The organism is Idiomarina sp. ST10R2A5, from assembly GCF_051842325.1.
Classification (GTDB): domain Bacteria; phylum Pseudomonadota; class Gammaproteobacteria; order Enterobacterales; family Alteromonadaceae; genus Idiomarina; species Idiomarina abyssalis.
Map to the genome: position 1 here is coordinate 1 of NZ_JBNIEX010000001.1, position 14,181 is coordinate 14,181.

Genomic DNA, 14,181 nt, shown 5'->3' on the forward strand with positions numbered 1-14,181 from the left:
AGTGGTAGTTCAGTTGGTTAGAATGCCGGCCTGTCACGCCGGAGGTCGCGGGTTCGAGTCCCGTCCACTCCGCCATTTAGTACGCCCCCAAGAATTTTGCGGAGTGGTAGTTCAGTTGGTTAGAATGCCGGCCTGTCACGCCGGAGGTCGCGGGTTCGAGTCCCGTCCACTCCGCCATTATTCTGTTTAATCTCCCTGTTTTATAGATTTGCCTTACCATTTTATCCATTACAGTACGCCTGTATTTCCGTGATCACAGTTTGTTTCACATTTTTACCCTGCAGATCATGCTTTTTGCCGTTTAACTCTTGAGCCAAAGCTTTCCTGGGGCTAGAGTATTGTCACCAAAATCACAATGACATAACAAAGACAACGGGAGATACCCATGCGTAAAACTTTACTGGCTGTAGCTGTGGGCGCAGCAGTATCGTTGGGAGCTTGCAGTGATGCAAATAACTCATCAACTACTGAAAACCAAGCTGCATCTGCTGACAGCAGTCAACAAGCAACAGCATCAAACCCTTTCTTCGAGGCAAGCTCATTGCTTTATCAAGCTCCTAATTTTGATGCCATTGAGTTCAAACATTTTGAACCTGCATTTGAGCGTGGTATGGAAGAGCACATGGCCGAGATTGAGGCTATTGCGACAAACTCAGAAGATCCTACGTTCCAAAACACCATTGTTGAGATGGAAAAAGCGGGAGAAATTCTTAGCCGCGTAAGTTCAGTATTTTATAACCTTTCATCTTCTAACAGCAGCGATGAAATTCGTGAATTACAAGGTAAGTTAGCACCTAAGATGGCGTCGCACCGTGACAATATCATGCTAAACGCAGATTTATTTGCGCGGGTTAAGCAGTTATTTGATAACCGTGAATCATTGGAACTGGACTCTGAATCTGAGCGTTTGCTGGAAGACACTTATAAAGGCTTTGTTCGTGCTGGTGCGGAACTGAACGATGAGCAAAAGCAGCAAATTCGAGATATCAACAAGGAACTTTCAAGTTTAACCACTGAGTTCCAGAAGAGCTTGATGGCGTTGACGCAGGAAAACGTTATTGTCGTAGATACTAAAGAAGAGTTGGCCGGATTAAGCGACAGCCAGATTGCTTCTTTGGCAAGTGCGGCAGAAAGTCGTGATATGGAAGGCAAGTATGCAATTACTCTGACAAACACCACTCGTCAGTCAATTCTTACTGATCTGGAAAATCGCGAATTACGTCAGAAAATCTGGGAAACCTCAGCGAATCGTGGCTCAGGTAATACCGCGACTGATACTCGTCCTATGGTTCAGCGTTTAACTAAGCTTCGTGCCGATAAAGCAAAACTTTTAGGCTATGACAGCTGGGGTGACTACGTACTAGCCGATAACATGGCGGGTACTCCAGAAGCTGCTCAGTCAATGCTGCGTGACCTGGTTCCGGCTGTTGTCAGCAACGTAGAGAAAGAAGCGCAAGAAATTCAGGCAATGATTGAGGCCGAAGGCGAAGATTTTGAGTTGAAGCCTTGGGACTGGTTCTATTACGCTGAGAAAGTGCGTGAAGAGAAATACGCAATTGACGCAGACGAAGTAAAACAATACTTCGAATTTAACCGCGTATTAGAAGACGGTGTCTTCTACGCAATGAACCAATTGTTTGGTATCACCTTTGAAGAGCGCAACGACATTCCGGTTTATCATGACGAAGTGGTTGTATATGAAGTAAAAGACGTTGACGGCTCAAGTATTGGCTTGTTCTATGCCGATTACTTTACTCGCGACAGCAAGCGTGGCGGTGCCTGGATGAGCTCATTCCGTACTCAGTCTGAGCTGATGAACCAGAAGCCAGTTATCCTGAACAACATGAACATCACTAAAGCGCCGGAAGGTGAACCAACCTTAATCAGCTTTGATGAAGTATCAACTATGTTCCACGAAATGGGACATGCCTTGCATGGTATGTTCTCTGATGTTAAATACCCGTCTCAGGCTGGTACTTCAGTACCTCGTGACTACGTAGAGTTTCCATCCACTTTCCAGGAAGACTGGACACTGAACGAAAAAGTTATCGCGAAGTATGCGAAGCATTACGAAACCGGTGAGCAGATACCTGACGAACTACTGCAAAAAGTACTGGATGCACGTAACTTCAATCAGGGCTTTGATACCTTAGAGTATCTCTCTGCTGCATTACTTGACCTTGAATACCACACTGTGGAGCCAGGAACTGAGATTGACGACGTTGCGGCATTTGAGCAAGAGGCACTGGAGAAAAACGGTGTAGCCGTTGAAGCTGTACCACCACGCTATCGTTCGACTTACTTTGCTCACGTATTTGCCGGCGGTTATTCAGCGGGCTACTACGCATATATGTGGAGTGAAGTATTGGCTGCCGATGCGTTTAAGCATATGGGAAATAATGGTGGCTTAAGCCTCGAAAACGGTCAGGCTTTCCGTAAGGAAATTCTGTCGAAAGGCAGCAGCAAGGATCCTATGCAGCAGTACATCGACTGGCGCGGTCAGGAACCGACTGTTGAAGCTCTGCTTGAACGTCGCGGATTGACAGATCCAAGTATCGACTAAGTCATACTGAAATAATTTCGACTGAACAGTCGTTATCTAAAGCCACTGGCGTTATCATCGTCAGTGGCTTTTTTATTATCTGCAGATAGGCGAGGCACAAATGCAAGAACGGATTGTCATTGTTGGTGGTGGTGCAGGTGGACTGGAATTAGCGACCATGCTGGGGAGAAAGCTGGGTCGTAAAAAGAAAGCAAAGATTACCTTAATTGATCGTAATAGCACTCATTTATGGAAACCGCTATTACACGAAGTTGCTTCAGGTGCGTTAGATTCGCGCTTGGCTGAGCTGGATTATCGCGGGCAAAGCGCTCGCGAAGGCTTCCAGTTTCTGGTTGGCACTTTAGAGTCGGTGGATAAAGATGAAAAGTCGATTCAATTAGCGGCGATAAAAGATGAACAGGGTCATGAAGTGTTAGCGCCGCGAAGCATTCACTACGATAGATTAATTCTTGCGATAGGCAGTGTTACCGCGGACTTTGGAACCCCCGGAGTTGGCGAGCACTGTTATTTCCTGGATTCATTGCGCCAGGCAGATGAGTTTCACGAACACCTGCTAAATGAATTCTTACGGGTAAATCAGTCAATTGAAGATGGTAAGGAAACGAAATTATCCTTGTCTATCGTTGGCGGCGGCGCTACTGGAGTTGAATTGGCAGCGGAGTTAATTCACTCGGTTTCGTTGCTATCGATTTATGGTTTGTCTTATCTGGACCAAAAGCATTTTGAAGTACGTTTAATTGAAGCCGGTAAAAGATTATTGCCTGCTTTGCCTGAACGCCTGTCGAAGTCAGTGGAGAAAAAACTAAAGTCGCTTGGCGTCGAAGTTATTCTGGATAACCCAGTGACAGAGGTTAAAGACAACACACTAGTTCTGTCGGAAGGCGAACCGGTTCAGGCAAACCTAATGGTTTGGGCGGCAGGAGTCAGGGCGCCGGATGTGGTTAAGGAATGGGGCCTGACTGTTAGAAAAAATAATCAGATTGAAGTTAACGAGTACCTTCAGTCGGTATCTGAGCAAAGTATTTATGCCATAGGCGACTGCGCGGGCTGCAAAATCGATGATGAGCGCTGGGTGCCGCCCAGAGCACAGTCTGCGCATCAAATGGCTGAGTGTTTGTATGACAACATTGTTCGTGAATACAAAGGCAAGTCAGTCAAAGCGTTTGAGTATAAAGATCGCGGCTCGTTAGTTTCTTTAAGTCGCTTTTCTGCTGTTGGCAATTTGATGCAAAGTAAAAGTTTATCAATGTCGCTTGAAGGCACGCTGGCGCGTTGGGCTTACGCCAGTTTATACCGGATGCACCAGAGGGCCCTACATGGCTGGTGGAAAATGTTGCTGTTGTTGATGGTGGATAAACTGAACCATGTGGTAAAACCGCGCCTGAAGTTACACTGACGATATACTTCGAAAGCCGCTTAAGGCACAATAAAGGCCATAAAATGATAACGAAAAAAGCCAGACTGTATTCGTAAAATGACTGCACCAAATTTTGTTCACCTAAGAATTCATAGTGACTTTTCCATGATAGATGGCCTGGCGAAAGTTGGGCCCATTTGTGAAGCGGTTGCTGATGCTGGTATGCCGGCATTGGCCATTACTGACCAAATGAATTTTTGTGGTTTAGTTCGCTACTATGGCGCGGCGCATAAGCTTGGATTAAAGCCCTTAATTGGCTGTGATTTCTGGGTACAGGCAGAGTATCCTGAATCCGAGCTTTTCCGGCTAACAGCTCTGGCGATGGACAATGAAGGCTATCAGCAAATTACACAGCTGATTTCCAAGGCGTATTTAAGAGGTAATATTAAAGGTAAGCCAGTTATCGACAAGGACTGGCTCAAAGAGCATAACGAAGGCATTATCCTTCTGTCGGGCAGTCGGCAAGGTGATGTTGGACAGGCTCTGATTAAAGGGCATGACAGCCAACTTGATCTTGCTCTGGATTTTTATCAGCAGTACTTTCCAAATCGCTATTATCTTGAGTTGGTGCGTACAGGGCGCCCTCAGGAAGAAGATTACCTGCATAAAGCGGTTGCCTTAGCTGGTCAAACGGAACTCCCGGTCGTAGCAACTAACGAAGTTGTTTTTCTTAAAGAAGAAGACTTCGATCCGCACGAAATTCGCGTGGCCATTCATGACGGTTACCAGCTAGAAGACAAGCGTCGTCCTAAAAAATATTCTCCGCAGCAATACCTCCGCTCCAGCGAAGAAATGATAGAGCTGTTTTCTGATATTCCTGAAGCAATAGAAAACACGGTTGAGATAGCCAAACGCTGTAATGTTACTGTGCGTTTAGGGGAGTATTTTCTTCCCAAGTTTCCAACGGGCGACCTGACTACTGAAGCATTTCTCATCAAAGCTTCAGAAGAAGGTCTGGAAGAGCGTTTAGAGTTTTTATTTCCAGACGCAGAGGAGCGGCAACAAAAGCGTCCTGAATACGATGAACGGCTGAAACGCGAGCTGGGCGTTATTAACGATATGGGCTTTCCCGGTTATTTTCTTATCGTTATGGAGTTTATTCAGTGGAGTAAAGATAACGGTATACCCGTAGGCCCGGGCCGGGGCTCGGGTGCGGGCTCTTTAGTGGCTTATGCGCTTAAAATTACCGATCTTGATCCGCTTGAGTTTGACCTGCTTTTTGAACGATTTTTAAACCCAGAACGGGTTTCCATGCCCGATTTCGATGTCGACTTCTGTATGGATCGCCGTGACGAGGTTATTGACCACGTAGCTGATCTTTACGGGCGTGGAGCGGTCTCGCAGATTATTACTTTTGGCACCATGGCGGCTAAAGCGGCCATCCGTGACGTTGGCCGGGTGCTGGGCCATCCTTACGGTTTTGTCGACAGAATTTCAAAGCTGGTACCGGGTGACCCGGGCATGACTCTGGCTAAAGCCTTTGAGGTAGAGCCTCAACTTGGTGCTGCATACGAGCAAGACGAAGAAGTTAAGGCCATTATAGATATGGCCCGTATTCTGGAAGGTGTGACCCGTAATGCCGGTAAACATGCTGGTGGTGTGGTTATTTCTCCAACCAAAATAACTGACTTTTCGCCACTGTATTGTGACGACGAAGGCAACAACCCGGTTACTCAATTTGATAAAGACGATGTTGAATCAGCGGGTCTGGTTAAGTTTGACTTCTTAGGCCTCAGAACGTTGACCATTATCCAATGGGCTGTGGACATGGTAAACCGGCGCCACGCTAAAAGTGGCAAAGACCCTATAGATATTACAGCAATTGATTTAACCGATCCGGCTTGTTTTAAATTATTGAAGAAGGCCGAAACAACGGCGGTCTTCCAGTTAGAGTCTCGTGGCATGAAAGAGCTGATTAAAAAGCTTCTGCCGGACTCCTTTGAAGACATTATCGCTTTGGTTGCGCTGTTTCGTCCAGGGCCATTGCAATCGGGAATGGTTGATAACTTTATCGACCGAAAGCACGGTCGTGAAGAAATCTCTTACCCGGATGTTAAGTATCAGCATGATAGCTTGCAACCGATACTGGAGCCTACCTACGGGGTTATTCTGTATCAAGAGCAGGTAATGCAGATAGCGCAGGTTCTGGCAGGTTACACGCTTGGTGGTGCAGATTTACTACGTCGCGCAATGGGTAAGAAAAAGCCAGAGGAAATGGCCAAACAGCGCGAGATTTTCCGTGAAGGGGCCGCTAAAAATAACATCGACCCTGAACTGGCCATGAAAATCTTCGATTTGGTTGAGAAGTTTGCCGGTTATGGCTTTAACAAGTCGCACTCTGCCGCTTATGCGTTGGTTTCTTACCAGACTTTATGGATGAAGACCCATTACCCCGCAGAGTTTATGGCTGCGGTGATGTCAGCAGACATGGACAATACCGATAAAATTGTCACTTTAGCTGATGAATGCGAACGCATGGGGCTTGATTTATTACCACCCGATGTTAATAAAGGTGAGTACAAGTTTACTGTCGACGAGCAGCAGCGAGTTGTGTACGGCATTGGGGCCATTAAAGGTGTCGGTGAAGGGCCAATTGAATCGATCATTAAGGCGAGACAAGAGGGTGGTCCGTTTCGGGATTTATTTGATTTTTGTTGTCGGGTTGACCTGAAGCGTATGAATAAGCGTATTCTCGAACGCTTAATTCGCGCCGGCGCAATGGACAACCTTGGACCGCACCGTGCGGCGTTGATGGCAACGTTGGAAAAAGCGATTCGCCAGGCAGAGCAGCACCTTAATGCTGAGAAAATTGGTCAGTCTGACATGTTTGGGGTTCTGACGACCGAACCTGAAGCGGTTGAACAAGAGTTTGTCAGCGTGCGCAAATGGTCAGAAGCGGTATGGTTAGAGGGTGAGCGTGATACTCTGGGGTTATACTTAACCGGACACCCGATCAATCGCTTTCGTAAAGAGCTCAAGCACTACATTAATAGCACGCTGTCCAATGTTACTCCTACGCGCAAAGATGAAAGTATCGCAATTGCGGGGCTGGTCATCGATATTCGCGTATTGACCAATAAACGTGGTCAGCGTTTTGCTATAGTTACTTTAGATGATAAAACAGCGCGCATGGATGTGCGTTTATTCAGCAATGAGTACGAAAGTTATCAAGAATTGCTAGAAAAAGACCGAATTTTGTGGGTAAAAGGTGAGGTCAGATTTGATAACTTCAGTAATAGCAATACAATGACAGCCAGAGAAGTGATGGCAATTGAGCAGGCTCGGGAAACGTATCTCAGACATATAGCAATTACAGTCACGGATGAGCAGCTCACTAATGGCCTTGCCAGCAAACTGGAAAAGCTATTAAAACCCTTTGCTGAAGGGACTTGCCCGATAAAAATGCGGTATCAGTCGGAACGTGTTGAAGCCACTTTAAATGTTGGCGCACAATGGTATGTGAATCCGTCTGATGAACTACTATACGAATTACAGAACTTGTTGGGAACTCAGCAAGTTTCACTCGAATTTTAAAGGAAATGACAGCGAATGAGCCTTAATTTTCTGGATTTTGAACAGCCGATTGCAGAACTTGAAGCGCAGATTGAAGAACTGAAATCTGTTGGTGACCGCGGGCAACTGGATCTCAACTTAGAAGAAGAAGTCCAGCGGCTGACCACAAAAAGTCAGGAGCTGACAGAGAAAATCTTCTCTGATCTCGGTGCGTGGCAGGTAGCACAACTGGCGCGTCATCCGCTACGTCCATACACGCTTGACTATATCCGTATGATCTTCACCGAATTTGATGAAATGGCGGGTGATCGCTCTTTTGCTAATGACGAAGCAATTGTCGGTGGTATTGCACGTTTGGATGGCAAGCCGGTGATGGTTATTGGTCAGCAGAAAGGGCGTGAAACGAAAGAAAAAATCCGCCGTAATTTTGGTATGCCAAAACCGGAAGGTTATCGGAAGGCATTGCGGCTTATGGAGACGGCTGAACGTTTCAATATGCCGGTAGTAACTTTTATTGATACGCCCGGTGCGTATCCTGGAATTGGCGCTGAAGAGCGCGGGCAAAGTGAAGCAATTGCTCGTAACTTAAAAGTTATGGCTCGTTTAACCGTTCCAATTGTTTGTACTGTTATAGGCGAAGGCGGCTCGGGTGGAGCACTGGCTATTGGTGTTGGCGACCGGGTTAATATGCTGCAGTACAGTACCTATTCGGTTATTTCTCCTGAAGGTTGTGCCTCAATTTTATGGAAAAGTGCCAGTAAAGCACCTTTAGCCGCAGAAGCTATGGGGGTAACTGCGCAGCGTAGTAAAGAGCTCGGTTTAATCGACGCTATCATTCCTGAACCTCTGGGCGGTGCGCATCGCCATCAGGAAGAAATGGCAACGCGACTGAAGCAGCAGTTGGTGTCAGACTTAGAAAGTCTAAAAGATCTAAGCCACGAAGAGTTGCTGGACCAGCGTTATCGTAAACTGATGTCTTTCGGTTACTGCTAATTTCCAATGACAGTTGACGGTCTATATGACCTATTTTGTGACGCTTTAGAATCTCTCGCTTTAAAGCCGGGGCAGCAATTGGTTGTTGCCCTTGGTGGCGGGGCCGACTCGCAAACCGTTCTTGATTTGCTGATGCGTTATCGCCGGCAGCATCCTCAGTATGACTATCTGGCGATTCATTTAGATCACAGTTTCCACCCAAGCTCTGCTGACTGGTCCTCGACCATAGAGGAAGCAGCAAAGGCTTACGGTATTCCAACTATTTTCGAGCCACTCGACGTTCCTGTTGCAAACAGGCAGAGCAAAGAAGCCGCAGGTCGTGAAGGGCGCTACCAACGGATGGCTGAACTGACTCAAAATGACGCCGTGCTGCTGCTTGGTCAGCATCGTAACGATCAAATTGAAACCTTTTTTCTGCAGTTAAAGCGTGGTAGTGGTCCTAAGGGCTTATCTTCTATGGCACGTATTCAGGCGTGGGCAGGAAAACGTCGATTATGTCGACCTTTGCTGAGTGTCAGTAAAGAGCAAATTTTAGATTACGCAACGCAGCGTAATTTGACCTGGATAGAAGACGATACCAATTACGATACAAGCATTGAGCGAAATTTTCTCCGACATGATGTCGTTCCTGTACTGGAACAGCGTTGGCCTCAGTTTGGTCAAAGTGTTTTGCGCGCCGCAAAGCTTTGTGCTGAACAACAGCAGGTTATGGATGAACTGTTGTTAGAAAAATTACATAACCAACAGAGCCATATCTATCACTTTCCTATCTTGTTACTAAATCAACGCTCAGAAGCAATGCAACGTGCATTGCTACGTACTTGGCTGCAAGAGCAGAAAAAGCCGTTACCAAGTTACGAGCAGCTAGAACAAATCCGCCGTCAGGCACTTACAGCAAGCGATGATAGTCAGCTCCAAATACATTGTGACGGTTACGTTGTACGGTATTTTCAGCATGCGCTTTGGTGTGACGTTAAGGTAGCCGAATTACCCGGTGATTCTTTAGTAACTGAAACGAACGTCGACTTGGGCAAGTGGGGTAAACTGACTGTTCCGACTGAGCTTGTCAACGGCAGTAATCAGCTAAAACTAACCTTTTCATTGCCCGCGGAAAAACTGGCAAAGCCCGGACGTCAGGGACGAAAAAAACTTAAGGAGTGGCTAAAGCAGGCCGGTGTTCCGCCCTGGTTAAGACAAAGACGACCCATACTTGAACTCAATGAAAAATACCTTTGGGTTGCCGGTATGGGTTGGTTCAGTTTCCAGACCGAAGAAAGCATAAGCCTGCCGGAACCGGTGTGGTTTAACTCAGATGCTGACCTTTTCCCGCTACTTTAGCGGCGTAAAGACGTCTGTCGGCTTCATCAATAATGTCTTGTGCGCTGTGAAAGCTTTCCATGGCCAGACTGCCGGCACTGACACCAATGTTAAAAGTGGCAAGTTTAATGTCGTTATTAAGCGCATTACGTATACGTAGGAATACTTCCTCTGCTTGTTCCGGCTGAGTGTTTTCGAGTATGAGTACGAATTCGTCACCACCGTAACGAAACACTCGGTCGGTATCTCGCAGCTGATGTTGTAGTAATTGACCAAACTGTTTAAGTACTTCGTCACCTTGTTGGTGACCGTGGCGATCATTAACCGCTTTGAAGCCGTCCATGTCCAATAGCATGACAATATGAGACTGGCTGTTGTCCCGTTTTAGGCGAGCACTGAGGTGTTCCAATGTCTCGTCTAAAAGAGCTCTGTTGCCTAAGCCGGTTAAATGGTCGCGCACCGCAACTTTCCGTAAACGAGAGAAGTGTATTGCATTTCTCAGCGGGAAGGTCAGTTGCTTATGCATTTGCTCCAGCCGCATTTTGTTAACGTAAGAAGGGGTGCGTTTAAATTGATAAACCATTTGTCCTAAGTATTCGTTATCAGCGTAAAGCATGACCGAGTACTCACTATTTTGGTCCTGGTAATTACCAACCAAGTTAATAATTTGGTCGTCTGAGATGAATTGTAATGCGCTAACAGGCAATCGTTGCAGCATATAGTCGGCATAAATTGACAGCACTTGATTTAAGTCGAGAGAGGTTTGCAGACGCTCGCTGAGCGGAGCCGACTTGGACTTTAGTTCTGTTGATGATGTTAATTGACTGATAATCGCCTGAGTTTTGTTCTCAGTTGTTTTAGTCTCAGCTTTAGCGACAGCTCTGTTTAACATGACAAACCTTTGTGCCTGAATTTAATAATTGAAATTAACCTTGCAAAATTTGCGCCAAAATAAAAATCTTTATAATTTACAAAACTTTATAAGAGCTAGTTTTTCTGAAACAAAAGAGTGTTACTATTTTGACACTACAAAAACAAAACGACTCAGGAGCTTCTGAATGAACGGTACTTTTTCCAGTCTGCTGCTTTTATTAGCCGTTGCTGTGATTCTGGTCTGGTTGTTCCGGAGAATTAAGTTACCCGCAATTTTGGCTTACTTAGTTGCAGGTATTATCGCAGGCCCAGATGTAATGGGTTGGATAGCCGATCCCGATGATTATCATCTGGTCGCAGAACTGGGAATTGTGTTGCTGTTGTTCTCGCTCGGCCTGGAGTTCTCGTTGCCTAAAATGATTGCAATGCGACGCTGGGTATTCGGATTAGGAGCCGCGCAGGTTCTTGGTTCATTGCTGATATTCTTGCTCATAGCCTTTATTTGGTTAGATGAATGGGCAGCTTCGTTAGCAATAGCCGGTGCGCTCGCTCTGTCATCGACGGCGGTTGTTATTAAGCAGTTGAAAGAAAGTGCACAAACCTCCACCCGGCGAGGGCAGATGAGTGTCGCTATTCTGCTTTTTCAGGATATAGCCGTTGTTCCTCTGCTTATTATCATTCCATTATTAGCATCCGATGACGGCAATATTGGAGCCACTTTATTGTTTGCCTTAGCTAAAGGTGCGGCGGTTATTGCTGTACTTATGACCATTGGGAAATGGGTATTACCTTACTTATTTAAGGAAATAGCTAAGCAAAGAACCGATGAGCTTTTTGTTCTTGCTACCTTACTGGTTGCTCTGGTCGCCGGCGGTATGACGCATATCTTTGGGCTTTCCATGGCGCTGGGGGCTTTCCTTGCAGGTATGATGCTGGGTGAAAGCCAATATAAACATCAGCTAGAAGCCGATATTCGTCCCTTTCGTGACATTTTGATGGGGCTCTTTTTTACTACCATTGGTATGCAGCTTCAGCTTTATGGTTTTGTTCAAAATTTTCACTGGATACTTCTGGCGCTGGTTATTATGGCGGTGATTAAAATTGCCCTGATAAGCTCGGTTGCACGCTTTATGGGTGAGCGAGATGAAGATGCCTGGGGCAGTGGTATTTCGCTGTTCCAAATGGGGGAATTCGGTTTCGTTATTGTGGCATTAGCAAGCACTCATGGTTTACTGAATAAAGAAATTGTTACCAGCATGATAGGTATTGGCGTGCTGAGTATGGCCATGACCCCCATAATCATTCATCGTCTTAAACCCCTGGTTAACCTAGTGGTTCGTCACCCTGATCCGCTAGTCGATATAGAGAAGCAACGCACAACGAGTGGCGAGGGGCTCGAAAATCAAGTACTCATTTGCGGTTTTGGTCGGGTTGGTCAAACCATGAGCCGGTTCTTGGATGCTGAAGGAATTACACATATTGCCGTTGACAATGACCCTATGAGGGTTCAGGAAGCAGTCGCCGGTGGCGCCCGGGTTTATTTCGGAGACAGTGCCCGTAAAGATATTTTACGAGCCGTAGGAGCTGAAACGGTGGACTTGATTATTATTAGCTTCGCCGATGATCTACGCGCCCTGGATGTATTGAAAGAACTGCGTCAATTGAACCCTGATGCTTACATTATTGTGCGCAGTAAAGATGATATGAGATTGACTCAGCTGCAGGAAGCAGGCGCTTCTCAGGTGGTACCGGATACATTGGAAGCAAGCCTAATGCTTATTTCTCATGTGTTGAACCGTAGCGGAATTCCGATACGCCGTATTCTTGCCCGGCTGGATAAAGAACGTCGTAACCACTATGGAGAGATGCACGGTTTCTTCCAGGGTTCGGAAACCGATATGGATCCTGAGCTCTCTGATAAGCTGGAGTTTCTGAAAGCGTTAACTTTGCCGGAAGGTGCCTGGGCTATAAGTAAACGCATTGATGAGCTCGACTGGGACAAGCATCAGGTTCAGTTGAAAGCTTTGCGACGTGATGACGAGGAGTTTCCTGAGCCCGACAGTGATACTGAGCTGCAATCGCAGGATGTGGTTCTGTTAATGGGTAAACCGCGTTATGTAGAGGCTGCTGAACGTTGGTTACTGGAGGGTTGAAACAGTCCGTTACAACTTTCCTGGGTATTAACACAACTGGCAACAGTTAACGTCTAACATTTTACAATATTAACAGCGATAATAAGGCTGTGAATTAATCAATAAGAGCAGAACAATAAAATGAAATTTCCAAAACGCGCCTTTATTCCACCTTTAATCATTGTGGGTGCTATTGTTTTATCAGTCTTGGCCAGTATGACTGCTGAGCCTCCAAAGCAACGCGACCAGACAAAGCCTGCAGCAATGGTTGAGGTTCTCGAAGTCAGTCCCCGCGACATGACTTTTATTGTTGATTCCCAGGGAACAGTAAGACCTAAGCATTCCACTATGCTGGTGGCTGAGGTTACCGGTCAGATTGTAGATGTGGCCGATAACTATAATGCCGGCGGTTTCTTCAAAGAAGGTGATATGCTGATTCAGGTGGATCCTTCTGATTACGAAGTCGCTGTCCAACAAGCTCGGGCAGCATTGTTGCAAGCTCAATCGGAACTTGAGCAGGAGAAAGCACGGGCAAGAGTTGCAGAAGAAGAATGGGCAGCATTTGAAGAAGGTAAGGCCCCCGAATTAGGTTTACGTAAGCCGCAACTGGCCAGTGCTATCGCGGCGGTTGAATCTGCAGAGGCAAACCTTGCAAAAGCAGAGCGTGATTTAGAACGTACAACCATTAAGGCACCATTTGACAGTGTATTAAGAAGTAAAGAAGCAAATTTAGGGCAGTTTGTTTCAACCGGCAGCCAAATAGCCTTGGTGTTTGACACTCGGAGTGCAGAAATTCGCTTACCTCTGAGCGACCTTGATATGACTTATATTCTGGATCCGGCAATTGCCGAAGAGAAGCCTCGCGTTCAGCTAGAGTCGCTCGTCTCGGGTCAGTCGGCGACGTGGCAAGGCAGACTGGTTCGTACCGAGGGCGTATTAGATGAAAACAGCCGTGTCATTTATGGCGTTGTTCAAATCCCTGACCCTTATAACTTAGAGGGTGAAACACACCAAGTGCCATTGCGCTATGGCAGATTTGTCCAAGCCCAGGTTGAAGGCAGATATGCGCAAGGTTTAATGGAAGTTCCTACCTATGCTTTGAATCCAGATAGCTCTGTATGGATTGTTCCGGAAAGTCGTGAACTGGAAAAACGCGATGTAGAGGTAGTGCGTACTCAAGGTAACAAGAGCCTAATAAGTTCTGGTTTGGAAAGTGGCGACAAAGTGGTGCTTACTCAGCTCAAAAATGCCTTACCGGGTATGAAAGTGCGTTTGCCGGGCGATCCTTTACCAGAACAAATGGAAACAGCAGCCAAGTCAGATAACGGTGACAAAGAAGACACTGACTCTGAAAATGTAGGCGGGTAAGTATC

At 46.3% G+C, this 14,181-nt stretch carries 8 protein-coding genes and 1 tRNA gene; 8 read left to right on the forward strand and 1 reads right to left on the reverse strand.

Going from position 1 to position 14,181, the window contains the following annotated elements:
* Positions 1-100 precede the first annotated feature (100 nt).
* The 6 genes from ACP7FG_RS00005 (at position 101) to tilS (ending at position 9,824) form a co-directional block, all read left to right on the forward strand.
* Positions 101-177: transfer RNA gene (locus ACP7FG_RS00005), tRNA-Asp, on the forward strand.
* A gap of 208 nt (positions 178-385) precedes the next feature.
* Positions 386-2,563 carry a M3 family metallopeptidase gene (locus ACP7FG_RS00010; protein ID WP_224797247.1) on the forward strand — a complete coding sequence of 726 codons (2,178 nt, stop codon included), beginning with the start codon at positions 386-388 and terminating at the stop codon, positions 2,561-2,563.
* A 100-nt stretch (positions 2,564-2,663) separates the two neighbouring features.
* Entirely contained in the window at positions 2,664-3,959 is a 1,296-nt protein-coding gene (locus tag ACP7FG_RS00015; protein WP_439225154.1) for an NAD(P)/FAD-dependent oxidoreductase, read from the forward strand.
* Between the two features lie 78 nt (positions 3,960-4,037).
* Positions 4,038-7,514, forward strand: coding sequence for a DNA polymerase III subunit alpha (gene dnaE / locus ACP7FG_RS00020; RefSeq protein WP_439225155.1), 3,477 nt, complete (start codon positions 4,038-4,040; stop codon positions 7,512-7,514).
* 15 nt (positions 7,515-7,529) lie between these two features.
* A complete protein-coding gene (gene accA / locus ACP7FG_RS00025) occupies positions 7,530-8,486 on the forward strand; it encodes an acetyl-CoA carboxylase carboxyl transferase subunit alpha (protein WP_054488314.1) in 957 nt (318 codons plus the stop codon).
* Between the two features lie 6 nt (positions 8,487-8,492).
* Complete coding sequence (gene tilS / locus ACP7FG_RS00030) at positions 8,493-9,824, forward strand: tRNA lysidine(34) synthetase TilS (RefSeq protein ID WP_224797250.1); 1,332 nt, start codon at positions 8,493-8,495, stop codon at positions 9,822-9,824.
* Here tilS and ACP7FG_RS00035 read toward each other — a convergent pair.
* The gene (locus tag ACP7FG_RS00035) at positions 9,790-10,695 is read right to left on the reverse strand and encodes a GGDEF domain-containing protein (protein ID WP_224797251.1); all 906 of its coding nucleotides are present in this window, start codon (positions 10,693-10,695) and stop codon (positions 9,790-9,792) included. The genes tilS and ACP7FG_RS00035 overlap by 35 nt on opposite strands.
* A 166-nt stretch (positions 10,696-10,861) precedes the next feature.
* On the opposite strand from ACP7FG_RS00035, the gene ACP7FG_RS00040 reads away from it, so the two are divergent.
* A complete protein-coding gene (locus ACP7FG_RS00040; protein WP_439225157.1) occupies positions 10,862-12,829 on the forward strand; it encodes a cation:proton antiporter domain-containing protein in 1,968 nt (655 codons plus the stop codon).
* 120 nt (positions 12,830-12,949) lie between these two features.
* Positions 12,950-14,176, forward strand: coding sequence for an efflux RND transporter periplasmic adaptor subunit (locus ACP7FG_RS00045; protein ID WP_439225158.1), 1,227 nt, complete (start codon positions 12,950-12,952; stop codon positions 14,174-14,176).
* The last annotated feature ends 5 nt before the right edge of the window (positions 14,177-14,181 follow it).